This is a genomic window from Brevibacillus sp. YAE8 (assembly GCF_057543335.1).
In genome coordinates this window covers 40289-62855 of the sequence record NZ_BAAIYG010000025.1, presented here as the reverse complement: position 1 = coordinate 62855, position 22567 = coordinate 40289, and the positions used below count along the sequence as shown (strand labels likewise).

The 22567-nt window shown below is 55.9% G+C and carries 19 protein-coding genes and 2 pseudogenes; 11 read left to right on the top strand and 10 right to left on the bottom strand.

The genetic code is table 11. The annotated features are described in order from the left end of the window. Positions 1-483, bottom strand: a complete 483-nt coding sequence (gene moaC / locus AC27IT_RS21885) for a cyclic pyranopterin monophosphate synthase MoaC (protein ID WP_005828514.1) — start codon at positions 481-483, stop codon at positions 1-3. 278 nt (positions 484-761) lie between these two features. Between moaC and AC27IT_RS21880 the strand changes: the two genes are divergently transcribed. The 5 genes from AC27IT_RS21880 (at position 762) to AC27IT_RS21860 (ending at position 4669) form a co-directional block, all read left to right on the top strand. After that, positions 762-1298, top strand: coding sequence for a methylated-DNA--[protein]-cysteine S-methyltransferase (locus tag AC27IT_RS21880; RefSeq protein ID WP_429776620.1), 537 nt, complete (start codon positions 762-764; stop codon positions 1296-1298). Continuing rightward, positions 1291-2004 carry a 2OG-Fe(II) oxygenase gene (locus AC27IT_RS21875; RefSeq protein WP_290426130.1) on the top strand — a complete coding sequence of 238 codons (714 nt, stop codon included), beginning with the start codon at positions 1291-1293 and terminating at the stop codon, positions 2002-2004. Before AC27IT_RS21880 ends, AC27IT_RS21875 begins: the two co-directional genes overlap by 8 nt. A 12-nt stretch (positions 2005-2016) precedes the next feature. Beyond that, positions 2017-2835, top strand: coding sequence for an SPL family radical SAM protein (locus AC27IT_RS21870; protein ID WP_327945068.1), 819 nt, complete (start codon positions 2017-2019; stop codon positions 2833-2835). A gap of 95 nt (positions 2836-2930) precedes the next feature. Then, positions 2931-3638, top strand: coding sequence for a molybdenum cofactor biosynthesis protein (locus tag AC27IT_RS21865; protein ID WP_005828506.1), 708 nt, complete (start codon positions 2931-2933; stop codon positions 3636-3638). 5 nt (positions 3639-3643) lie between these two features. Beyond that, positions 3644-4669 carry a ThiF family adenylyltransferase gene (locus AC27IT_RS21860; protein WP_025843912.1) on the top strand — a complete coding sequence of 342 codons (1026 nt, stop codon included), beginning with the start codon at positions 3644-3646 and terminating at the stop codon, positions 4667-4669. Positions 4670-4980: 311 nt separating this feature from the next. Here AC27IT_RS21860 and AC27IT_RS21855 read toward each other — a convergent pair whose 3' ends face one another. The 3 genes from AC27IT_RS21855 to AC27IT_RS21845 are packed head-to-tail and all read right to left on the bottom strand — an operon-like array spanning position 4981 to position 8512. After that, positions 4981-6072 carry a sensor histidine kinase gene (locus AC27IT_RS21855; RefSeq protein ID WP_007783147.1) on the bottom strand — a complete coding sequence of 364 codons (1092 nt, stop codon included), beginning with the start codon at positions 6070-6072 and terminating at the stop codon, positions 4981-4983. Then, positions 6069-6743, bottom strand: a complete 675-nt coding sequence (locus tag AC27IT_RS21850) for a response regulator transcription factor (protein ID WP_005828501.1) — start codon at positions 6741-6743, stop codon at positions 6069-6071. Before AC27IT_RS21850 ends, AC27IT_RS21855 begins: the two co-directional genes overlap by 4 nt. Continuing rightward, positions 6740-8512, bottom strand: coding sequence for an ABC transporter ATP-binding protein (locus AC27IT_RS21845; protein ID WP_327945071.1), 1773 nt, complete (start codon positions 8510-8512; stop codon positions 6740-6742). The genes AC27IT_RS21850 and AC27IT_RS21845 overlap by 4 nt, the downstream gene beginning before the upstream one ends. A gap of 490 nt (positions 8513-9002) precedes the next feature. Here AC27IT_RS21845 and acnA point away from each other — a divergent pair, with 490 nt between their 5' ends. Further along, positions 9003-11732, top strand: coding sequence for an aconitate hydratase AcnA (gene acnA, locus AC27IT_RS21840; protein ID WP_487092093.1), 2730 nt, complete (start codon positions 9003-9005; stop codon positions 11730-11732). Between the two features lie 459 nt (positions 11733-12191). Here acnA and AC27IT_RS21835 read toward each other — a convergent pair whose 3' ends face one another. The 3 genes from AC27IT_RS21835 to AC27IT_RS21825 form a co-directional block, all read right to left on the bottom strand. Continuing rightward, a complete protein-coding gene (locus AC27IT_RS21835) occupies positions 12192-14027 on the bottom strand; it encodes an ABC transporter ATP-binding protein (protein WP_197186957.1) in 1836 nt (611 codons plus the stop codon). A gap of 68 nt (positions 14028-14095) precedes the next feature. Next, the gene (locus AC27IT_RS21830) at positions 14096-15826 is read right to left on the bottom strand and encodes an ABC transporter ATP-binding protein (RefSeq protein WP_007783136.1); all 1731 of its coding nucleotides are present in this window, start codon (positions 15824-15826) and stop codon (positions 14096-14098) included. Between the two features lie 43 nt (positions 15827-15869). Further along, the gene (locus tag AC27IT_RS21825; RefSeq protein WP_005828492.1) at positions 15870-16517 is read right to left on the bottom strand and encodes a TetR/AcrR family transcriptional regulator; all 648 of its coding nucleotides are present in this window, start codon (positions 16515-16517) and stop codon (positions 15870-15872) included. Between the two features lie 154 nt (positions 16518-16671). Here AC27IT_RS21825 and AC27IT_RS21820 point away from each other — a divergent pair, with 154 nt between their 5' ends. The 4 genes and pseudogenes from AC27IT_RS21820 to AC27IT_RS21805 all read left to right on the top strand — a co-directional run bounded on the left by AC27IT_RS21820 (position 16672) and on the right by AC27IT_RS21805 (position 19205). Continuing rightward, positions 16672-17001, top strand: a complete 330-nt coding sequence (locus AC27IT_RS21820; protein WP_007783134.1) for a DUF3892 domain-containing protein — start codon at positions 16672-16674, stop codon at positions 16999-17001. 211 nt (positions 17002-17212) lie between these two features. Next, positions 17213-17299, top strand: a pseudogene (locus AC27IT_RS21815) (alanine racemase C-terminal domain-containing protein); the annotation flags it as partial. A 3-nt stretch (positions 17300-17302) separates the two neighbouring features. Further along, positions 17303-17467: pseudogene (locus AC27IT_RS21810) on the top strand (alanine racemase C-terminal domain-containing protein); the annotation flags it as partial. Positions 17468-17603: 136 nt separating this feature from the next. Beyond that, complete coding sequence (locus AC27IT_RS21805; protein WP_005828486.1) at positions 17604-19205, top strand: alkaline phosphatase family protein; 1602 nt, start codon at positions 17604-17606, stop codon at positions 19203-19205. A gap of 12 nt (positions 19206-19217) precedes the next feature. Here the strand turns inward: AC27IT_RS21805 and AC27IT_RS21800 are convergent, their stop codons facing one another. Both AC27IT_RS21800 and AC27IT_RS21795 read right to left on the bottom strand, forming a co-directional pair. After that, positions 19218-19691 carry a DUF4188 domain-containing protein gene (locus AC27IT_RS21800; protein ID WP_007783131.1) on the bottom strand — a complete coding sequence of 158 codons (474 nt, stop codon included), beginning with the start codon at positions 19689-19691 and terminating at the stop codon, positions 19218-19220. Positions 19692-19700: 9 nt separating this feature from the next. Continuing rightward, positions 19701-20333 carry a TetR/AcrR family transcriptional regulator gene (locus AC27IT_RS21795; protein ID WP_283858030.1) on the bottom strand — a complete coding sequence of 211 codons (633 nt, stop codon included), beginning with the start codon at positions 20331-20333 and terminating at the stop codon, positions 19701-19703. Positions 20334-20511: 178 nt separating this feature from the next. Here AC27IT_RS21795 and AC27IT_RS21790 point away from each other — a divergent pair, with 178 nt between their 5' ends. After that, the gene (locus AC27IT_RS21790) at positions 20512-21639 is read left to right on the top strand and encodes a glycosyltransferase family protein (RefSeq protein WP_025843904.1); all 1128 of its coding nucleotides are present in this window, start codon (positions 20512-20514) and stop codon (positions 21637-21639) included. A gap of 46 nt (positions 21640-21685) precedes the next feature. Here the strand turns inward: AC27IT_RS21790 and AC27IT_RS21785 are convergent, their stop codons facing one another. Beyond that, positions 21686-22429: an IclR family transcriptional regulator gene (locus tag AC27IT_RS21785; protein ID WP_005828478.1), complete on the bottom strand. Its 744-nt coding sequence runs from the start codon at positions 22427-22429 to the stop codon at positions 21686-21688. Positions 22430-22567: the final 138 nt, after the last annotated feature.

Genomic DNA, 22567 nt, shown 5'->3' with positions numbered 1-22567 from the left:
TTAGTTCTCTCCCCGACGAAAATCGCCGCTTTTCCCGCCTGTTTTGCTCACCAAGCAAGTCGGACCGATTACCATGCCTTTGTCCATCGCCTTGCACATATCGTACACCGTAAGAGCTGCGACACTGACAGCCGTCAAAGCTTCCATTTCCACGCCCGTTTTTCCCGTCGTCCGCACACATGCTTCCAGGGCAAGCGTCGTCTCGTTTTCAAAAGCGAAGCGAATGTCGATCCCGGTCAAAGGAAGCGGATGGCACATCGGGATGATTTCCCACGTCTTTTTCGCTGCCATGACGCCCGCTACCTGTGCGACTGCCAGCACATCCCCTTTCTCTACCCGTCCTTCGCGAATGCGGGCGAGCGTTTCCGGCTTCATGACGATTTTGCTCTCTGCCACAGCCTCCCGTTTTGTGATGTCTTTTTCCGAGACATCTACCATCCGCGCACGGTTTTGTTCATTAAAATGCGTCAGTTGATCGTTCATGCAACTATCCGTCCTCCATCTATGCGATCCCGTTAAACAGCCGAAAAGCCTGGCTGAAACCGGTCATCTGTCTACTCCTACCTTACTCCCGCGGCTTGCGAAAAGCAATGGAAACATCGCTGCCAACTGCTCCAGCTACTTGTAGCATGCGTCTTCTCCTTCATTATCTTGCTGTTCTACTCGCAAATTCGTACAAAAACGCCGCGGTGAAGCTATACTGTGCGTACAACAACCAGCAAGCGTGCTGGAAACGATAAGGTCTGGAGGCGTTTGTCACAATGAAGGAAAAACAACATGTTTACTGGTCAAAAGTCATTTTGCAAGAGTGGAGCCTGCATCTCGCGGCCACAGCCAAAGGGCTATGCTTCGTCGGCTCCCAAAACGGCCCGTTCGCAGAGGTGAGCAATTGGTTCGCTCGTCGCAGACCCGGCCATGTTTTGGTCCAGGATCACGAGCAGCTCGCCCCCTATGTGGCGGAAATCAGCGAATATTTGCAAGGGGCGCGGCAGCAATTCTCGCTTGCGCTCGATCTGGAGGGCACGCCGTTTCAGCTATCTGTCTGGGACGCTTTGTGCCGCATTCCATACGGGCAGACGACGACTTACTCCGAGATTGCCGCTCACATCAAAAAGCCTGCCGCCGTCAGGGCCGTAGGAGCCGCGATCGGAGCCAATCCGCTGCTTTTGACCGTCCCTTGCCATCGGGTCGTCAGCAAAGACGGCAGCCTCACCGGCTATCGCGGCGGCCTGGACATGAAAACAGCGCTGATTGCGCTCGAAAAAGGAAGTCTTGCAAGGGGGATGCAGCATGGCTGAGCCGCTGACAAAACGCATCGCCCTACTCCCCTGGGAGCAGTTGCAACACAGTCTGGACGAGCAAGGCTTTGCCGTCCTCCCTCCCGTCTTGCAACCGGGAGAATGCCAGGAGCTGATCGCCACCTATCGCGAAGACCGCTTTTTCCGAGCGACGATCAACATGGCGCGATACCGCTTCGGCAGCGGAGAGTACCGTTATTATCAAGCTCCCCTGCCGCCCATAGTGGAGCAGTTGCGCGAGGGCTTTTATCCCGAGCTGGCCAAAACGGCGAATCGCTGGAACACACTGCTCGGACAGCAGCCTGCCTACCCTCCGTCGCTGTCCGCCTTTCTCGCCCGTTGCCACGAGCACGGGCAGGCCCGCCCGACGCCTTTGCTCCTGAAATACGAGGCCGGCAGCTACAACTGTCTGCACCAGGACATGTACGGCGACGTGTTTTTTCCTTTTCAGGTCGTCTTCGTCCTGAGCCAACAGGAAAGCGACTTTTGCGGCGGACAATTTTTGCTGATCGAACAACGGCCGCGAGCGCAAAGCAGAGGACATGTGATAACCTTGGAACAGGGGGCAGGCTTGATTTTTCCGACTGCCTATCGCCCTGTAGCCGGAGCGCGCGGCTATTATAAAACGACGCTGCGCCACGGCGTCAGCACGATCACCCAGGGAACGCGGTACAGTCTGGGGATCATTTTTCACGACGCAAAATAAGAAGGGACAAAAGTGAACAGCACTTTCTTTTACAAGCAACCAAAAACGCTGCTCAATAAAGGATCCGGATTTTTGACCGATTACACGCACTCGCTCAATCCGTACACGGGCTGCTCCTTCGCCTGTTCTTACTGCTATGTGCGGCAGATGCCCGTCTCGCTGTTTCGCGGGCACGAATGGGGGACGTGGGTCGATATCAAGACGGGAGCCGCCGCGCTGCTCGCCAAAGAGCTACAGCGGGCAAAAGCGAAGGGGCCCGTCTCCATTTTCATGTCGTCGAGCACTGACCCTTACCAGCCCGTTGAATATCGGGAGCAGGTAACGCGTTCGCTACTCGAAGTGATGGTGGAGCATCCGCCCGACTTTTTGCTCGTCCAGACCCGCAGCCCGCTCGTCACGCGCGATCTGGACCTGCTGCTCCGCCTGGGCGAGCGAGTACGCGTCAGCATGACGGTGGAAACGGACCTGGAGGAAATCCGCAAACATTTCTCGCCGCAAGCGCCTCCGATTGCCGCACGGCTGCGGGCGCTTCGGGAATTGGCTGCGGCTGGCGTCCCGACACAGGCGACGATCGCACCCGTCTTGCCGAGCAGCGAAGCTTTTCCCGACCTGCTGCGGCCGCTGGTCGGACGGGTTTGCATTGACGATTTTTACATGGGCGACGGCAGCGGCGGCAAGCGTACGAAGAAAAACGGGGTTCCCTCACTTTTTGCCGAGTTGGGGCTGGAAGCATGGGCGGAGCCGGACGCCTATCGACTCGTGTACGATCGGCTGCGGCGCGTGTTTGCGGAAGACGAGCTGTACGTAAGCCAACAAGGCTTCGCTCCGTAAGTCCCCAAGCCCCTTCGCGCATTGGCATCCGTGCCGGATTGTGATATCGTCAACCCATAGACAACTGTCATCCCAATCGGAAGTGAGGAATTGCTTTGACGATCACCATCTTGTTGTTTGCCGGACTGGCCGAGCGGGCCAACGTCCGCGAAATCGAACTGACTTTGCCAGAACAGGCAACCGTGCGCGACCTCCTGCAAGCAGTCGGAGAGCAGTATCCGGCGCTTGCGCCGTTGCTCGGTAGCTGTTTTGTTTCCATGAATCACGAGTACGCTGCTTTTGATCGCGTCATCAGCCCGGATGACGAAATCGCGCTCTTGCCGCCTGTCAGCGGCGGAGAGGAAGTGCCGCGCTTTGCCATTACCCGCGAGCCGCTGTCTGCCGACCAGCTCGTGCGGCTGGTGAGCAACCCGCACGCGGGCGCCATCTTGACGTTTGTCGGAACGGTACGCGAATTTACGCACGGTCAGCGCACGGTCTACCTGTCCTATGAAGCGTACGAGCCAATGGCTGTGGAAAAAATGAAGCAGGTCGCAGCCGAGATCGAGGAACGCTGGCCCGGAGCACAAGTCGCCATGCACCACCGCATCGGCGATTTGGCCGTGGAAGAAATCGCCGTCGTCGTCGCGGTGGCAACGCCGCACCGCAACGAGTCTTTTGAAGCCGGGCGCTACGCCATCGAAAGACTGAAGCAAATCGTCCCTATCTGGAAAAAAGAAATGTGGGAGGACGGCAGCGAATGGAAGGGCCATCAGCAAGGCCCGTGGAATCCGCTGGCGATGTCGGAAGGAAAGGAGGAGTAACCGCTTTGGATACACGTTATTCCCGCCAGCTCCTGTTTCACCCGATCGGGCGCAGCGGCCAGGAAAAACTGTTGCAAAGCCGCGTCGCCATCGTCGGGATGGGCGCGCTCGGAACGGTGCTGTCCAATCATATGGTCCGCGCCGGAGTCGGCTTTGTGCGCCTCATTGACCGCGATTTCGTCGAACCGAGCAACCTGCAGCGACAAATGCTCTACGACGAGTCAGACGCCGCCGAGCATTTGCCAAAAGCGATGGCGGCCCATGCCAAGCTGACGAAAATCAACTCGGAAGTCACGATTGAGCCGATCGTCGCCGACCTGTCTGCTTACAACGCCGAGGAGCTTTTGTGTGACGTCGATCTCGTGCTCGATGCGACAGACAATTTTCAAGTGCGCTATCTGGTCAACGACGTTTGCGTGAAGCACGGGATTCCTTGGGTGTACGGCGGTGCGGTGAGCGCGACGGGCACGTTTACGACCATCCGCCCCGGCATTACGCCGTGTTTGCGCTGTCTGTTCCCGGAAGCTCCGAATCCGGGGGAAATGCCGACTTGCGATACCGCCGGGGTCATCGGTCCGATCATCCACATCGTCGCCTCCTACCAGGCGACCGAAGCGTTCAAGCTGCTGGTCGGAGCCACGGATGCGCTCAATTTGAACCTGGAGCATTTTGAAATCTGGCAAAATCGCCACACGCAAATCAAGGTGGCCAATGCTCGCCGCAGCGACTGCCCGACGTGCGGCAAGCACGAGTATGCTTTTTTGCAGCCGGAGACGCAGGATGGACAAGCGGTTTCGCTCTGCGGACGGGATACGGTGCAAATCTCGCCCGGAGCTTCTGCCTCCCTCGACCTCGACGCCCTCGCCAAGCGGCTTGCTCCGCTCGGGAAAATTGAGCAAAACAAATTTTTGCTCCGCTTCCACGTCGACTCGTACACGCTCGTCGCCTTCCCGGACGGACGCGTGCTCGTCCAGGGAACGGATGAGATCAGCGTGGCCCGTTCGCTGCATGCGAAGTACATTGGGGCGTAAACGGAAAACGGCGAAAACTGACTTCTTGCCTATGCGAACAAGACCTTGAGAGGTGTCGGTCCTCAAGGTCTTGTTTCATTATATAGAGGCAGAGGGTGATCGCTGTTTGCATCGGCTCGTTTGGGTGGCGGGGTGCTATATGAATTCCTCTACCCGCTCATGATCCAATCGCCTCCCGGTTCGCCTTGCAGGAAGTGCCTAGCCAAAATCGGCCGCTTGCTCACCCGGCCGTGCAAGTCTCATCCCAGGTCGCTTGCCAAGAAAGGTCCCCAGCCTTTTAAATGCGCTCTGCTCACTTTGAGGACAGGACCCTACTCCCCCTGCCACGTCACCGTAAACGTCGTCCCGCGCCCCTGCTCGCTTTGCACGGAGATCGTCGCCTGGTGCAGATCGAGAATTTTTTTCACGATCGACAGCCCCAAACCGCTGCCGCCCTTGGCGCGGTTGCGCGACTTGTCTTCCTTGAAAAAGCGTTCGAAAATCCGTTCCAAATTTTCTTTGGCGATCCCGATGCCCGTATCGGAAATTTGCACCTGTGCGCCTCCGGGAAGCGATTGCAGCTTGACGCTGATTTTGCCGCCAGGCTCGGTGAACTTGATGCTGTTGCTGAGCAGGTTGTTCCACACCTGGCTCATCATGTCTTCGTCCGCGACGATTTCCGCCTTTTCCAGCTCAATCTCCAGCTCGATCTCCTTTTCCAGCCAGAGCGGCTCACAGGCCAAAATGATGCTACGCAACTGCTGGTCCAGCCGATAGCGCTTGCGCTCGACCGGATGGTGCTTGCCCTCCAGCGACGTGAGCTTGAGCAGGTTGTCGCTAATTTTGGACAAACGCTTGCTCTCCATTTCGATGATCTCCAGGTAGTGCCGACGCTCCGCCAGGCTCAGGCTCTCGTTTTGCAGCGCGCGGGCAAATCCGCTGATCGAGGTCAGCGGCGACTGGATTTCGTGGGAAACGTTGGAGATGAACTCCTGGCGCATCTGCTCCATCGCCTGCAATTGCTCGGCCATATGGTTGATGCCCTCCACCAACTGCCCCCATTGGCGCTCCATTTTGACGTCGAGATTGACGTTGAAGTCTCCTTTGGCAATTCGTCTCAAGGCGTCGATCAGCAGTTGAAACAGCTCGACATGCCGGGGGCGGATGAAGTGGGAAATCGTGAACCCTGCGAGGATAAAAAAGCAAAAGCTGACGACTGCGTGGACCACCGCTTGCACAAAGTCGCTCGGGGCAAGCCCTGTATAGCGGTAAAAGAGGCCTGTGCTCCAGTAAGCTACTGCCCCGCAGAGCATCAGCAAGGCAAAGATTCCAACAGTCGCAAGCAGCTTCAGCCCGATGTGTTTGTGCAAAGGCATCGTTCGCCCGGATTTGTGCCTTGGCTTTTCACTTGGCTCTCTGCTCATTTGTCTGCCTCCAGCCGATAGCCAAGGCCGCGCACGGTGCGAATCCGAAAGCCGTACTCCCCTTCCGGAAAACGTTCCCGCAACCGATTGATATGCACGTCTACCGTCCGCTCGTTGCCTTCAAAGTCGTAGCCCCAGATTTGCTCGATCAACTGCTCGCGCGGGATCGTTTGTCCCGGGTAGCTCGCGAGCTTGAACAACAGCTCGAATTCTTTTAACGGAATCGTCCACGAGCGGCTGTCCTGCACGATTTCAAACGTTTTGCGGTCGAGCTGCAACAGCCCTGCCTGCACCTTGTGCGACGCGGCGATCTTGTATCGTTTGAGCAACGCTTTTACCCGCACCAAAAGCTCCGCCGGCTCAAACGGCTTGACGAGGTAGTCGTCCGTCCCCAGCTCGAAGCCTTTGATTTTTTGCGCCGTCTCGCCTTTTGCCGTCAGCATGAGCAGCGGAATGTCGTAGTGCTCGCGCAACTGCCGGCACAGCTCCCAGCCGTCCATCTGCGGCATCATGATGTCGAGCACGACCAGGTCCGCGCCGGGCGACTCCATTTTTTCCAGCGCCTCGACGCCGTTTTCCGCCTCCACGATCTCGAACCCGTCGTTGCGCAAAAAGATGCGCACCAGTTCGCGAATGTGCGGGTCGTCGTCCACTACCATGATTCTGGTCATGTCGTCAGCATCCTTTCTTTCATCAGCAATTGCTGGCTGGCCAGCTCCCGGTACATGTCGTGCGAATCAAACAGTTGCTCGTGCGTCCCCATGCCCGTAATTTTTCCTTTTTCCAAAAAGATGATCTGGTCCGCGTCCACCACCGTCGACAGCCGATGCGCGATCACGAGCGTGGTGCGTCCCTTCATCAGATTTTGCAGCGCTTTTTGCACGATGATTTCCGATTTGCTGTCGAGGCTGGACGTCGCCTCGTCGAGCATCAAAATTTGCGGATCGCGCAGCAGGGCGCGGGCGATGCCGATGCGCTGGCGCTGTCCGCCGGAGAGTTTGACGCCCCGCTCGCCTACTTGCGTCTCGTAGCCGTCCGGCAGTTCGTCGATGAACTGATCCGCGTAGGCCATGGCGGCGGCCTGTTTCAGCTCTGCTTCCGTCACCTCGCGGGAAATGCCGTAGCAGATGTTTTCCCGGATCGTGCCGGCGATCAGCGGGCTTTCTTGCGAGACGTAGCCGATTTTGCTGCGCCAGGACGCCAGGGAAAACGCGTCGATCGGATCGCTGCCCAACCTGATTACGCCGCTATCCGGCTTGTAAAAGCGCTCGACCAAGGAAAACAAGGTCGTCTTGCCGCTGCCGCTCGGCCCGACAATCGCACTCACCTTCCCGGCCGGAATCGTGAAGCTGACGTTATCGAGAATGTTTTCCCCGTTTTCATAGGAAAAGCTCACGTTCTCCACTACAATCGGCAAGGCGGCATTTTCCACGGTACGTCCGCTCTGGTGATCCTCTTCCGGCTCCTCTAGTGTAGCAATGATTCGCTCCGTCGCGCCCATTGCCTTTTGCAACTGGGTGAAAAATTGCGTGAACTGCCCCATCGGCATGATGATTTGCACCAGGTACAAAATAAACGCGACCAGTTCGCCGGCGGAGAGCGCTCCCGAAGCGACGCGCATTCCGCCGTAGCCCATAATGACGACGAGCAAAACCATCAGCACAAACGAAATCAACGGCGCGATCATCGCCTGTACCTGGCCTTCCTTCAGGCCGAAGCGAAACAGGTTGGCAATTCCCTTTTTCCCTGCCTCGTACTCATGTGGCTCGGCATTCGACGCCTTGACAAGCCGCACCTCTGACAACACTTGATTCATGATCGTCGTGAAGCTCGCCGTCTCGTCCTGCAGCCCTTTGGAAATTTTGTACATCTGTCTGCCCAGCGGCACGAGAATCGCCACAGACAGCGGAACGGCGATCAGCATGGTCAGCGTCATTTGCCAGTCCAGGTACAAAAGCGTGGCCACGGAGCCGATAATCGCGATGATTCCGGTGAAAAAGCTGGCGAGGTGCTCGCTGATAAGTCCTTTGACGACTCCTGTGTCATTCGTCATCCGGCTGATCGTCTCCCCTGTCCGGTGGTTGTCGTAATAGGAGACGGGCAGGACGAGCAGCTTTTTCCACAGTCGGTCGCGCAGAGCCGCGACGATGCTCTGGCCGACGTGGTTGAGCAAATAGATGGACAGCCCGCTGGCGATGGCCTGCGCGATGAAGGCGACCATTAACAGCACGATTTGGCCTCGGCTGATGGACGAGAGCGTAAAGCTGTCCACCAGGTCTTTGGTAAACAGCGGAATGACCAGGCTGACCAGTGTCGTCGCCACACTCATGAACAGCGCGACACCGATTTTCAGCTTGGACGGCTTCGTCTGCATGATTAATTGAAAAAACGGGCGCCAGTTTCCCAGTTTAGTACGATTGTCGTTGGTTTGTTCTCTCATTTGCTTAACTCCTTGCCCATTTTTATGTGTGCGTATTTCTTATTGTTTACGTCTGACGCTTCCCTTCGTTGCGCTTGCCTCCTTCGCTTTCCGGTGCTTTGGCGAAGCGCATCTCCCAGGGGTGATTCCAAGCTGCTCCTGAAGAGCGGATGGGAGGTTAAAGGTGTCACAGGCAGCCTCTCCTTTCTGCAAACGGCCGCAGAGGTTGACGTCGGCGTCCCCTGCGCCCTTTTTGCCCGCAAGAGAAACAATAACGGATGAATGTAAACGAAATATAAACGGGATAATACATGAAGTCTGGATATTTTTCCTTCATTAAATACAACGCGAAACAAGCGCGTCTGTTTTTTCTCCCATGATTTTTGTATATAAATGATGAATTTGGGGTAGAAGCCGGGAAACAAATCGAGTATAATAAGTTCGTAATGAGAGAAACGAAACTACGTTTCACCAGACGAAACCCCAAGTTACAATAGGGAGGTTGTATAAATTGGCTAAACAAGATGCTTACAATGTGAAATCTTCCCTGCAAGTAGGCGACAAGTCTTTCGCGTACTATCGCCTGCAAGGATTGGAAGAACAAGGACTCGGCGACGTTTCCAAGCTGCCGTTCTCGATTAAAGTTCTGCTCGAGGCTGCTGTACGTCAGTTCGATGGCCGTGCGATCACCAAAGAACACGTACAACAACTGGCGACCTGGACAAAAGGCCGCGACGAAAACCAAGAAGTACCGCTCATGCCAGCTCGTATCGTTCTGCAAGACTTCACCGGCGTACCGGCTGTAGTTGACCTGGCAGCGATGCGTATCGCCATGAAGCGCGCTGGTGGAGATCCAAAGCGAATCAACCCGCTCGTACCGGTTGACCTCGTAATCGACCACTCCGTCATGGTTGACGACTTCGGTAACGCGAATGCCCTGAACAACAACATGAAGCTCGAATTCGAACGCAACCAAGAGCGCTACCGCTTCCTGCGCTGGGCGCAAACAGCGTTTGACAACTTCCGTGCGGTTCCTCCGGCAACTGGTATCGTTCACCAAGTAAACCTGGAGTACCTGGCAACTGTGATCGCTACTCGCGAAGTAGACGGCGAACTCGTTGCTTTCCCTGACTCTCTCGTAGGTACTGACTCCCACACTACCATGATTAACGGTCTTGGCGTTCTCGGCTGGGGTGTTGGCGGTATCGAGGCAGAAGCAGGAATGCTCGGCCAACCGCTGTATTTCGTAACGCCAGAAGTCGTTGGTTTCAAACTGACTGGCACGCTGAATGCCGGCGCAACTGCAACCGACCTCGCGCTGACTGTTACCCAAATGCTGCGTAAAAAAGGCGTAGTAGGGAAATTCGTGGAGTTCTACGGACCTGGCCTGTCCAACATCTCGCTGGCTGACCGCGCGACTGTAGCCAACATGGCTCCTGAGTACGGTGCTACCATGGGCTTCTTCCCGGTAGACGCTGAAACGCTCAACTACATGCGCCAAACTGGCCGCAGCGAAGATTTGATCGCTCTGGTAGAAACTTACACCAAAGCACAAGGTCTGTTCCGTACCGACGACACTCCAGACCCAATCTTCTCCGAAACATTGGAACTGGATCTGTCCACAGTCGTACCGAGCTTGGCTGGTCCAAAACGCCCGCAAGACCGCGTAGAACTGACTGCGATGAAGGAATCCTTCAACAAAAGCCTGCGCACACCGATCGACAAAGGCGGTTTTGGTCTGTCCGAAGAGAAAATCGCAGCAAGCGCACCTGTTACTTATGCAAACGGTGAAACCGCTACGCTGAAAACCGGTTCTGTCGTAATCGCAGCGATTACTTCCTGTACCAATACATCAAATCCTAGCGTAATGCTGGGTGCAGGTATCCTGGCGAAAAAAGCAGTGGAAAAAGGTTTGAAAAAGCCTGCTTTCGTGAAAAGCTCCCTGGCTCCAGGTTCCCGCGTCGTTACCCAATACTTGACTGACGCTGGTCTGATTGATTCCTTGAATGCGATCGGATTCAACGTAGTCGGCTACGGTTGCACCACTTGCATCGGTAACTCCGGTCCATTGCCAGAGGAAACCAGCAAAGCAATCGCAGACGAAGACCTGACTGTAGCAGCCGTACTGTCCGGTAACCGCAACTTCGAAGGCCGTATCCATGCGCAGGTAAAAGCGAACTACCTCGCTTCTCCTCCATTGGTTATCGCTTACGCACTGGCTGGTACTGTAGACATCGACCTGACTACAGAGCCAATCGGCACTGGCAAAGACGGAGAGCCTGTCTACCTGAAAGACATCTGGCCAACTCCGCAAGAAATCTCGGAAGCAATGAGCAAAGCCATGAACCCAGACCTGTTCCGTGCCGAATACGGTCAAGTGTTCACGCAAAACGAAGCTTGGAACAAAATCGACGTTCCAACTGGCGACCTGTACGAGTGGGATGAAAAATCCACCTACATCCAAGAGCCGCCATTCTTTAAAGACCTTGCTGGTGAAATCGCAGCGATCGCAGACATCAAAGCAGCGAAAGCAATCGCTCTGTTCGGCGACTCCGTCACAACCGACCATATCTCCCCAGCGGGTAACATCTCGCCTACAAGCCCTGCAGGTCTGTATCTGCAAGCAAACGGCGTAGAGCGCAAAGACTTCAACTCTTACGGTGCTCGCCGTGGTAGCCATGACGTTATGATGCGCGGTACGTTTGCCAACATCCGTATTCGCAACCAAGTGGCTCCTGGCACAGAGGGCGGCGTAACCAAATACTTGCCAACCGGCGAAGTAATGTCCATCTACGATGCTTCCATGAAGTATCAGGCAGACGGCACTCCACTCGTTGTACTGGCTGGTAAAGAGTACGGTACTGGTTCTTCCCGCGACTGGGCAGCAAAAGGTACTTTCCTGCTCGGCATCAAAGCCGTTATCGCCGAAAGCTTCGAGCGTATCCACCGTGCCAACCTCGTCGGTATGGGCGTGCTGCCTCTGCAATTCGCTGACGGCCAAAGCTGGAAGTCGCTGGGTATCGACGGAACTGAGTCTTTCAGCATCCTGGGTCTTTCCAACGATGTTCAACCAGGCCAGCGCGTAAAAGTAGAAGCAACCAAACAAGACGGCAGCAAGTTCGAGTTCGACGTCATCGTTCGTCTCGACTCCATGGTAGACGTAGACTACTACCGCAACGGTGGTATTCTGCAAACCGTTCTTCGCCAACTGCTGGACGAAGGCAAACCAGTAAACGCGTAAACTGCGCGACACAAAATAAGTTCGTAACAGCACCCACCCACAAAGGGCAGACTCCGAGAGCGTCTCGGCAGTCTGCTCTTTTTTGCATGCCGTCCCCTGTGCGCACATTGAATGTCCGTGGTGCTGTCGGGAAAAGAAAAAGCACCACAGAACTACATGTCCGTGGCGCTATCATGAAAAGAAAAAGCATCACAGACTACGTGCCCGTGGCGTTATCGGAAAAAGAAAAGCACCACAGAACAAACAAGCCCGTAGCGCTTTTCCATGGCATTATTGCAAAAAGACACCCACCACAGAGTAGCGTATTTTCCGTGGGGTTAGCGTAGATGACAAAACCATGTACGGGAGACCGTTTCCTTCGCTTCGCTATTTCTGCGTACGCGACGCTAACCGTCCGGACGCCCCGCCCCCTCTCCGGCTTCTTGCTTTCCTTGGGCCGCCCGTACATTTTTACCCTCGCTAGCTAACCTGCGTCTCACTGCCTTGCGCAAACTGGCTGTTGTACAAATCCGCGTAGAAGCCGTCCTGCGCCAGCAGTTCCTCGTGCGTGCCCTGTTCGATCACCGTTCCGTTGTTCATGACGAGAATCAGGTCGGCGTCGCGAATCGTCGACAGGCGGTGCGCAATGACAAAGCTCGTGCGCCCTTGCATCAGTCCCGCCATCGCTTGTTGAATCAACAGCTCTGTCCGGGTGTCGACGCTGCTCGTCGCCTCATCGAGAATCAAAATCGCCGGATCGGCGAGGAACGCGCGCGCGATCGTCAGCAACTGCTTTTGCCCCTGGGAAATGTTCGAAGCCTCTTCATTCAGCACCGTCTCATACCCTTCCGGCAACGTCCGCACAAAATGGTCCGCGTGCGCTGCCTTCGCCGCCTGCACGATTTCCGCTTCAGTCGCCCCTGCTCTGCCGTAGGCGATGTTTTCCTTGATCGTGCCGTTGAACAGCCACGTATCCTGCAGCACCATTCCGAACTGGCTGCGCAGCTCGCCGCGCGGCAGGTCGCGAATATCGCGGCCGTCTACCGTAATCCGGCCGCCGCCGATCTCGTAAAAGCGCATCAGCAGATTGACCAAGGTCGTCTTGCCAGCGCCAGTCGGACCGACGATGGCGACCGTCATGCCCGGCTTCACGTCGATGTTCATGTCGGTGATGAGCGGCTCGTTTTCCTTGTAGCCGAACGAGACGTGTTCAAACCTCACATGCCCTTGCATGCGGGCCGGGCCAGCAGCGGAAACGGCATCGGTTTCTTCCTCCGGCGCATCGAGCACTTCAAAAATGCGCTCCGCCGAGACGAGCGTAGACTGGATGATGTTGGCAATGTTCGCCGTCTGCGTGATCGGCTGGGAAAACTGCTGGGCGTACTGGATGAACGCCTGCACGTCCCCGATGGCGATGCTGCCGCGCGTAACGAGCACGCCCCCCACCACACAGACGAGCACAAAGCCGATATTGCCGACGAGCATCATCAGCGGCATCATGATTCCGGCGATAAACTGCGCCTTCCAGCCAGACTGGTACAGCTTTTCGTTGATCGCGTCGAACTTTTCGATCGCGCTCTTTTCCCGGCCGAATGCCTTGACGAGCTTGTGGCCCGTGTACATCTCTTCGACGTGTCCGTTCAGCTCGCCGAGCGCCTGCTGCTGTCCTTTGAAGTGCGGCATGGAACGAGAAGCCACCTGTTTGATTGCCACTGCGCTGAGCGGCAAGGTCAAAAGCAAAATGACCGTCATCAGCGGACTGATCGAAAGCATCATCGCAATGACGCCGACCAGCGTAATGATCGAGGTAATCATCTGCGTCAGACTTTGTTGCAGCGTGCCGCTGATCGTATCCACGTCATTGACGACCCGGCTCATGATTTCGCCGTGCGTGCGCTCGTCAAAGTATTTCAGCGGCAGTCTCGCCAGCTTTTCGTTGACTTCCTTGCGCAGCGCATAGACGGTCTTTTGCGCGACTTTCGCCATCAAATACTGCTGGATATAGGCAAACAGCGCGGAAAACAAATACAGCCCGATCAAAGTCAAAATGATTTGCCAAATAGCGGCAAAGTCAAACGTTGCGCCCGGCACTCCCTTCAGCTTGCCCATGAACCCGGCAAAAATCGTCGTCGTCGCATCCCCTAAAAGCTTTGGACTGAGAATGGCGAAGACGGTGCTTGCCGCTGCCGTCAAAAAGACGATGAACAGCCGGAAGCGGTGCGGCTTCAAGTAGCCGAGCAGACGGCGCAGCGTGCCTTTGAAATCTTTGGCCTTTTGCCCAGGCATCGTCAGCAATCCAGGCCCGCCAAAGCCCATCGGACGCTGCCCTCCCGGCCCTGGTCCGGCTCCCGGTCGTCCCTGGGGAGGACGTTGTTGTCCATCACTCATGCGATTTCCTCCTCCGTTAGCTGGGATTTGACGATCTCCTGGTACACGCTACAGGTGGCGAGCAACTCGCGGTGTGTACCGATTCCCGCCACTTTGCCTTCCTCCAACACGATAATCTGGTCGGCGTCCATCACGGTATTGACCCGCTGCGCGACGATGATAACCGTCGCATCCCCTGTCTCCTGCTTCAAGGCAGCCCGCAGCTTCGCATCTGTCTTGAAGTCGAGGGCGGAAAAGCTGTCGTCAAAAATGTACACCTCCGGCTTGCGGACGAGCGCACGGGCGATGGAGAGGCGCTGCTTTTGCCCGCCTGACAGGTTCTGCCCGCCTTGGGCGAGGACGGTATCCAGCCCGTCCGGCATGCTCGCGATAAACTCGGCTGCCTGCGCCACGCTTACGGCATGGCGGACTTCCTCGTCTGTCGCCTCCTCTTTTCCGTAGCGGATGTTGTCTGCGATCGTCCCCGTAAACAGCAGCGCTTTTTGCGGGATAAAGCCAATGCGGGAGCGCAGCTCGCTTTGCGACCACTCGCGCACATCGACGCCACCGACGCGGACGCTGCCGCTCTCGACGTCATAGAAGCGCGGGATCAGGCTGACCAGCGTTGTTTTTCCTGCGCCTGTTCCCCCGATGATCGCCGTCACCTGGCCGGGCCTGGCGGTAAAAGAAAGCTCAGACAGTGCAGGCTTCTCTGCGCCAGGATAGCGGAACGTCACCTGCTCGAAAGCGACTTGCCCGCCTTTTCCCGCGCCAGATGGGTCTGGCTTTTCCCTGTCGACAATGATCGGCTCTGTCGCGAGCACCTCGTGAATGCGCACCGCCGAAGCCGAAGCTCTCGGCACCATGCTAAACATCATCGACGCCATCATCAGCGAAAACAAAATTTGCATCGCATACTGCAAAAACGCCATCAGGTCGCCTACCTGCATGTGCCCGGCGCTGATCCGCAAGCCGCCGAACCAGATGATGGCAATCGACGTGACGTTCATCATCAGCATCATGACAGGCATCATCCCCGCCATGATCTGGTTGGCTTTGATCGCCGTCGCCGTCAAATCTTCATTGGCACGGTCGAACCGCTCCCGCTCGTGCTCCGTCCGGTTGAACGCCCGCACGACGCGGATTCCGGTCAACGACTCGCGCAGCACGAGATTCAGCCTGTCGATTTTGCCCTGCATTGCTTTGAAGTACGGAATCCCTTTTGAACCGATCAAAAAAATCGCCAATGCCAAAATCGGAATCGCCACGATGATGACGAGAGACAGCTCCGCGTCCTTCGACAGCGCCATGATGATTCCGCCAAAACACATCATTGGTGCCATCACCAGCATCCGCAGCATCATGTTCAGCACTTGCTGGACTTGCGTAATGTCATTGGTCGTCCGGGTAATGAGCGAGGCCGTCCCGTGCTTGTCGAACTCCTGCAACGAAAAACGTTCGACGTGGCTAAACACGCTGCTGCGCAGCCGCATGCCAAAGCCGGAAGCAGAGCGGGAAGCCAAATAGCTCGCCGCGACGGACAAAGCAGCCGCGACGGCGGATACTAGCAGCATCCAGCCTCCGGTTCTCCAGATATAGGCCGTGTCTTCCTTGACGATCCCTTCGTTGACGATATGGGACATCAGGTTTGGCAAATATAAATTCGCCAGCGATTGCAGCAACATAAAAAACATCGTCATGGCGACCATATAACGGTATGGCCGCAAAAAACGCAATAATTTCAGCAAACAAATCCTCCTCTTGCTTGATAGGCTGCGGCGGCGGATGCCCTCACGCCCGCACCATCGCGACGCACGATTCCGTCGCCGCTTCGATGTCCGGCGAGAGCAACTGCTTGACCTGCTCCATGTCGTGTCCTTCTGCGAGCAAGCTTCTCTTTTTCCGCTGCAAAAAACCCATGGCGTGCATCATGGCTCCCCAATATTGTTCTGCGAGCAGCTCCGGCTCCATCCGGCGAATATCGCCTGTCTCCATTCCGCGGCGCAACGTCTCCACCAGTACCTGCAAATTGTTGTCGCGCCACAACAGCGTCTTCAACTCGTCCCCTGTGAACAGCTCGCGCAGGTCGTGGCGCATGCGGAAAAAGAACATGACGTGCACGGAGCTTTCAAACAAATTGTGGAACATGACGTGCGCGAATTGCCGGCACAGCTCTGTGGCCGTCCCCTCCTGGGAAAAATGATGGCGGGTGTGCTTGTTGGAGAGCTGGAACATATGCACAAACAAATCGCGAAACAACGAGCGCTTGTCTTTGTAGTAGTAATACACCAATCCCCTGGCCACGCCGGCACGCTCCGCCACATCCTTGATATCTGCGGCTGCGTATCCTTTTTCCACGTAAACAGCAAGAGCGCCCTGCATGATCGCTTCTTTGCGCTGGGCGCGAATTTCTTCATTCTGCTCCTTTGAGCGAGGCACGAGCTGCTCCCTCCTTTTTCATTGACTTTCGTGTCAGTCAAAATATAATCCTCCTGCCAGCAAGTGTCAAGAGGCGAATGTCGGGCCTTGGTTTAAAACGAATGCATGTTCTCTCCCGCCTTGAGCCACCTTATGCATAAGGAGGGATTCCGTGATGAGCGAGAAAAGCTTTGAGCAAATTTACGCCGACTACAAAGCGGCAGGCGAGCAGCAAGCGTTGCAGGAAAGCGCAGGAGCGAAAAGAGTCCTATCGCCTGATTCAGACAAAGAGCGGATCGTCGCCGTGCGCAAAAACGATGACGGAGACTTGATCGCATTCAAAACAAGCAACGGACGTGAGCTGGACTACGTCACCGCCTTGCAGGAAGCAAAAGCGGGACAACTTGCGCACGTAGACGTGTTTCACAAATACGGACGGGATATTTTGCGCAGCGAGCCGGACGGCATCAAAGAAAACAATCTGGACCAGTTGCCCATTTTTTGACCACAGGAAAAAAGCGCTCAGGCTGGTGAGCGCCGCTTGGCGTTGCAGGTGCAGGCTGTTGGCTAAGCGGCCTGCTTTTTTTATTGGTGCTTTGGAATCGGCCACGACTAAGTAGCCCGGAAGACGAATACTTATGAGAAAAAAGTATGCATGACATTCTTTTCCAAAGGGAAAACAAGGCTTTCCATCTTGTTTTGGAAAGGTACCCGTAATGAAAAAACCGTTTCGCGAAACGTGGATCGAGGTCAATCTCGATGCCGTCAAAAGAAACATCCGCGCGATTCGCCGCCATATTCCGAAGCTGTACGGCAAGCAGGGGAACGCGGAGATTACGGTCGATGAAGTGGCGGAAATGCTCGGGACGATCAACTATGAAGTCGTCGCTACTTTGAGCAACCGCATTCCATGCCTGTTTTTGGAGAAAGGCGAGGTCGTGGAGGTGAGCCATTTGCTGCCGGAAGGATAACCGCATTAAAATCTCCCCCTCATGCACAGCGTCTGCCGGCTCGCGAGGGGGAGATTTTTTATGCGGCTGTATGTGGAATAATTTAGCGGCGACGGCAAAAAATAAAACCACGATACTCATGGAAAGGAATGGAAGCATGAAGTCGAGATGGACATCCGCCATCCTTTGGTTGCTTGTGCTCAGCTTGCCACTCATTGGCTGCAAGGCTGGCGAAAGATTGCAAATCCAGGAGAAGATCCCCGCTCCGCTGTCTTCCGAACAAGAACAAACGCAAGGGCCAAAACCCGTTGTGCTCATCCTCATTGATTCGTTGATGGACAAGCCGCTGCAGGAGGCGATTCGCCAGGGGCGCGCTCCTGCCTTGGCCTTTTTGCGGGAAAAAGGGCACTACTTCCCCCATGTCGTCAGCTCGTTTCCGACGATGTCCGTGACGATCGACAGCACGTTGCTGACCGGGACCTACGCCGATCAGCATCACGTGCCGGGTCTGTCCTGGTACAACGAACAAGAAAAGCGGATGGTTTACTACGGTTACGGCCCAAAGGAAGCGATGAAGATTGACCAGCCGCAGGTGCTGCTGGACGCGATTTGGCAGTTGAACCAGAGTCAGTTGAATCCGCAGACAAACACGATCCACGATGTGCTGGCCGACCAAGGCAAAGATTCGGCTTCCATCAATGCGATTGTGTGGCGGGGCAAGACCGAACATGCCTTAAAAATCCCGCATCTGATCGAGATTGCCGCGCAACTGCCGGAAGAGCTGAACGTAACCGGGCCGAAGCTGCTGTCTTACGCCGCCTTTGCCCAGCTCGATCCGAACCAGAAGCGCCATACGCGCATCTGGCGCAAATACGGCATGAACGACGAGTTTTCCGCCCAGGAAACTGCTTTTTTGATCGCGCATGACAGGCTGCCGCCGCTCACGATCACGTACTTGCCGGAAAATGACATGGAGGTCCACCGCAAAGGCCCGCTGACGCTGGAAGGGATTGAAAATGCCGACAAGGCGCTGCAAACCGTGCTCGACGCCTTTGGCTCGTGGGACAAGGCCGTCGAGGAGGTGCGCTGGATCGTCATGGGAGACAGTGCCCAAAGCGCGGTGCAGGATGATCGGCAAGCGGCGACGATTGATTTGCGCAGCTTGCTCGCCTCGTACCGGATTTCCTCGATCAGCCGGCCGCCGCAAGCAACCGACCAGATCGTGATCGCCGCCAACGAGCGGATGGCGTACGTCTACGCGCTCGATCCGCAGCTTTCGCTCTCTGCCGTCGCGGCACAGTTGCAGCGCGAACCGCGGATGGACGTGATCGCGCGAAAAGAAGGACAGTCAATCGTCGTCACGGCAGGAGGCAGCAGCAAGCAGATGACGTACAAGCCGGGCGGTCCCGTCAAGGACGAGTACGGGCAGACGTGGACGATCAGCGGAGACACAAGCGTATTGGACATGACCGTGAGCAAAAAGCGGCTCACGTACGGGAAGTATCCCGATGCGTTGGCCCGGCTGCACGGAGCCATGAACTCCCACCCCGGAAGATACGTCATCGCCACCGTGCAGCCCGGCTACGAGCTGATTACGGAAAGCTCCCCGACCCATATCGGCGGCGCTGCCCACGGCTCGCTGCATGCAGCCGACTCGCTCGTCCCGCTGCTCGTCACCGGAACCGATTCGCGTCCGAAATCGTTGCGCATCGTCGACCTCAAGGAATGGCTGCTGCGCCTGGTCAACGAAACCGACTAGGCGGATGCTGCTCTAGCCTTTGTTGATCCGCTGTCTGGCCGATTCGCGTTTGCCTGTGGCGGGAACGAGCTCGCCCACTTCTCCCAGGCCGAAAACAGGCATATTGACATACACACATTCGTAATGGCCCGCTTCTACCAAGTACGTCTCATGGTAAATTCCGACCGAGCCGTCTGCGCCCACTGCCTGATTGAACTTTTTCCACGCCATCAGGTGCAGTGGGGCGTGCCGCGCATATTTTTCCAAATGCTCAAACGAACGCCAATATTGAATCTGGGTGATCGTGCGCAGGCTCATGCTGGAGCGACTGCCCAAAAAGCCAAGCTCGGGATTTTGATACAGCTCCTCCACCATTCCGCCCATCGCCCGCGCAACCGGAAGCCATTTGTGAACCGCCAGCAGTTGGTTGATCCGCATGCCGATGATGAACACTACGTATGACCCTTCCATTTTTGCCGTGTACCGTCCAGGCACAATTTTCGCCATTGCGCTCTCCTACCTTGTCAAAGATTTGAGATGAAGCTCATAGCAAGCCATAAAATCGTCCGACCGGAACAAGTGCGCCGTCAAATACGCCCCGTAAAACATGGAGAACAGCAGCACGACAGCCTCCTCCTCGCTGACATCGTCGGCGAGTTCCCCGTCTTCGCGCGCTTCCCGCACACAGCGCACAAAAATCTGGTGCAAGTCCGCATCGCTGAAGGCCGCCCTGTCGCTGACATCGGGGAACAGCAAGGCCAGCTCCGCCGCTGACAGCGTCGGGACGCACGGATGCATTTTTTGCTCGGCGAGAAAGCTAATCAGGCTGAGCATAATCCCCGGATACTTCTCGCTTTCCTCCGCCACCATGGAAAAGATGTGGCGCACAGCAGCAAAGCCCCGCTTCCCGTTGGCTGACAGCTCGCAGAAGCAGCGCGCCTGCCAGATGCTCATGAAATAGATGAGCATCTCCTCTTTTTGCGGAAAAAACTTGAAAAACGTCACCTTGGATACTTCTGCACGCTCGCAAATATCGTCGACGAGCACGCTGCGAAATGTTCCTTCGTCGATCAGGGCCAGTGCTGCCTCCAGTAAGGCGAGCTTCGTTTTTGCTTTTTTCTTTTCTCGCAGCGAAATCGTTTCCGTCATAGTTCCCTCTCTTTCGTTTTCCAGTTACATCCAAGAAATACAATAGCATTTATATTAACTCGAGTAAAGTTTTTTATTTAAGTAAGTAAATTGCACAACGGCGTTTTCTCCTCTTCCAGTAGCCAATGGCCCCAAAAGCCATACCATAGGTAAAGAGCCCTGCGAAGGAGAGAATCCCGTGAGAATTTGCTTTTCCTGTAATCTCATCGAATTCAAGCCAAAGGGAAACGTCCTGCAATTTTTTATTTTGCTGCGTTCCGTCGACCGTATCGTGACGAAGCTTGGCGCGAGCGAGCGCAAGCGGTACGTGCTCGATTGCGTCTTGCCTTTTCAGTTCCGCAACGGAACGGGCGGCTTTACGTTTGAACACGTCCGGTTTCACAAGTCGGACGATCTCGTGAATGACATCATCGCCCGCGACCAAAAGCACAAATACGACTTTTTGTTTATCCGTGGCCGCAACGAGGCTTTTCACCTGGTGGAAAAAAAGCCTGCGCTCGGCAAAAAGCTGCTCTATTTGGCCGTCCAGTATAATTTGCGGGACCCGTACATCATGGGCAGACTGGATCACATTTTCCAGCATTCCCGCGTCGTCTTTTTCCAGACGGAGCCGAATGCCGACAGATATCGCCGCTACCAGCTCAGCAAAGCGAAATACTCGGCGCAGGAGCTACAGCGCAAAATCCAGGTGCTGCCCCAGTTCGTCGAACCCCACGACGGCGAGCCGCTCACCCGTCTGCCTGGCGAGCCTTTGCATCTGATCTGGGCAGGCGTCATCCGACCGCGCTATGGACTTGCTGTCGCCACCAAAGCGATTCGCCTGATTCGCAAAAGATATCCGAAAGCGAAGCTGCGCGTCCTCTATCCGTCCATCGTCGGCAGCTATCAAAAAAAGGCGCGGATTCTGCTGCGCACGTCTGGCGTCGCCGACCACGGGCAAAAGTCGATGTGGACGACCAAAAAGATGATCGTGCAAAGCGGCATCGGCATTGCGCTGCTCTACGACGATACCCCGGACCAGAACCCGTCTCACTCGTACTTGTCCCGGATCATCGAATGCATGGCGCTCGGCGTCCCTGTCCTGACGACCAAAACGATCGGCAATCTCGCGTTGCTGGGCGAACATTACCCGCTGTTTGTGCAGGATGCCCACGACATCGCCTTCCATTACGAAAAGCTGCGCGATCCCGCCTACTACCAGGACATGAGCCAGTACGTCCGGGCGCGCGGGGAGCGCTTTCTCGCCGACAACGCCGTCCAGCCGTTTTGGCGCGTGCTGCAAAGCGAGTACAGGCAGCGCAAATAGCAAAAAAAAGCCAATACGCCCGCAAGCAAGCGTGTTGGCTTTTTGGTTATTTCATCATTTTTCCCATGCGATAAGCTGCTTCCATGATGTAGGGAGCGTACTCGCTCATTTTTTCCGGGGTGAGCCGGTTGGATGGGCCAGATGCGGCGATTGACGCCACCAGTTGTCCGTTGCGGTTGAAGATCGGCACCGCTACGGCCGCTGTCCCCAGCTCGCGCTCCTCCACGCTGGTTGCAAAGCCAAGTCTTTTGATCTGGTCGAGCTGCTCGACATACGCCTCCCGATTGACGTATTCCGGCCAGTCCGGATCGTTCAGAACTTGTTCCAGCACATGCGGCTCGTCATAGGCGACCAACACCTTGCTGGACGCCCCGACGGCCAGCGGCATGCGCGCCCCGATCGGCGCGACCCTGCGAATCGGCTGCCGACTCTGCACAGCCTGAATGCGTATTCGCTCGTTTCCATCGCGCACGTACAGGCTGATCGTTTCCTCTACCAAATCCCGCAGCCTCTCCATCTCGGGCAAAAGCAGTGTGGCGGGATCGTCGTTATGCGTCAGGTTGGCGGAAAGCTCCCAGATGCGAAAGCCTAACCGATATTTTTCCGTCTGGACATCACGGATGAGAAAGCCCTTGTTTTCCAACGTCGCCAGCAAACGATGCACCGTGCTTTTATGCAAGGAAAGCCGACTCGATATCTCACTTAGCCCAAGGTCTGTGGCGTCCGTAAAACAGAGCAGGATATCCAAAGCACGCTCGACGGAACGAACGTTTGCTTTTTGTTCATCCATTTGTTCTTACACCTGCTTCCTACTTGGTTCCGTTCGTTTCATCTGATGAAACAAATATGCTACTTTTCAGTATACAAAAATTAATAGCATAGTAAAGAGCGAATCTTCCCCCGCCGAGCCAAATCCTACCTATTTTTT

Excerpts from the sequence above, each read along its gene's own strand:
- AC27IT_RS21880 (WP_429776620.1), top strand. The coding sequence starts at position 762 with ATGAAGGAAAAACAACATGTTTACTGGTCAAAAGTCATTTTGCAAGAG.
- AC27IT_RS21835 (WP_197186957.1), bottom strand. The coding sequence starts at position 14,027 with ATGGGCTTTGGCGGGCCTGGATTGCTGACGATGCCTGGGCAAAAGGCC.
- AC27IT_RS21850 (WP_005828501.1), bottom strand. The coding sequence starts at position 6,743 with ATGACCAGAATCATGGTAGTGGACGACGACCCGCACATTCGCGAACTG.
- AC27IT_RS21820 (WP_007783134.1), top strand. The coding sequence starts at position 16,672 with ATGAGCGAGAAAAGCTTTGAGCAAATTTACGCCGACTACAAAGCGGCA.
- AC27IT_RS21875 (WP_290426130.1), top strand. The coding sequence starts at position 1,291 with ATGGCTGAGCCGCTGACAAAACGCATCGCCCTACTCCCCTGGGAGCAG.
- AC27IT_RS21845 (WP_327945071.1), bottom strand. The coding sequence starts at position 8,512 with ATGAGAGAACAAACCAACGACAATCGTACTAAACTGGGAAACTGGCGC.
- AC27IT_RS21855 (WP_007783147.1), bottom strand. The coding sequence starts at position 6,072 with ATGAGCAGAGAGCCAAGTGAAAAGCCAAGGCACAAATCCGGGCGAACG.
- moaC (WP_005828514.1), bottom strand. The coding sequence starts at position 483 with ATGAACGATCAACTGACGCATTTTAATGAACAAAACCGTGCGCGGATG.
- AC27IT_RS21785 (WP_005828478.1), bottom strand. The coding sequence starts at position 22,429 with ATGGATGAACAAAAAGCAAACGTTCGTTCCGTCGAGCGTGCTTTGGAT.
- AC27IT_RS21795 (WP_283858030.1), bottom strand. The coding sequence starts at position 20,333 with ATGACGGAAACGATTTCGCTGCGAGAAAAGAAAAAAGCAAAAACGAAG.
- AC27IT_RS21805 (WP_005828486.1), top strand. The coding sequence starts at position 17,604 with ATGAAGTCGAGATGGACATCCGCCATCCTTTGGTTGCTTGTGCTCAGC.
- AC27IT_RS21800 (WP_007783131.1), bottom strand. The coding sequence starts at position 19,691 with ATGGCGAAAATTGTGCCTGGACGGTACACGGCAAAAATGGAAGGGTCA.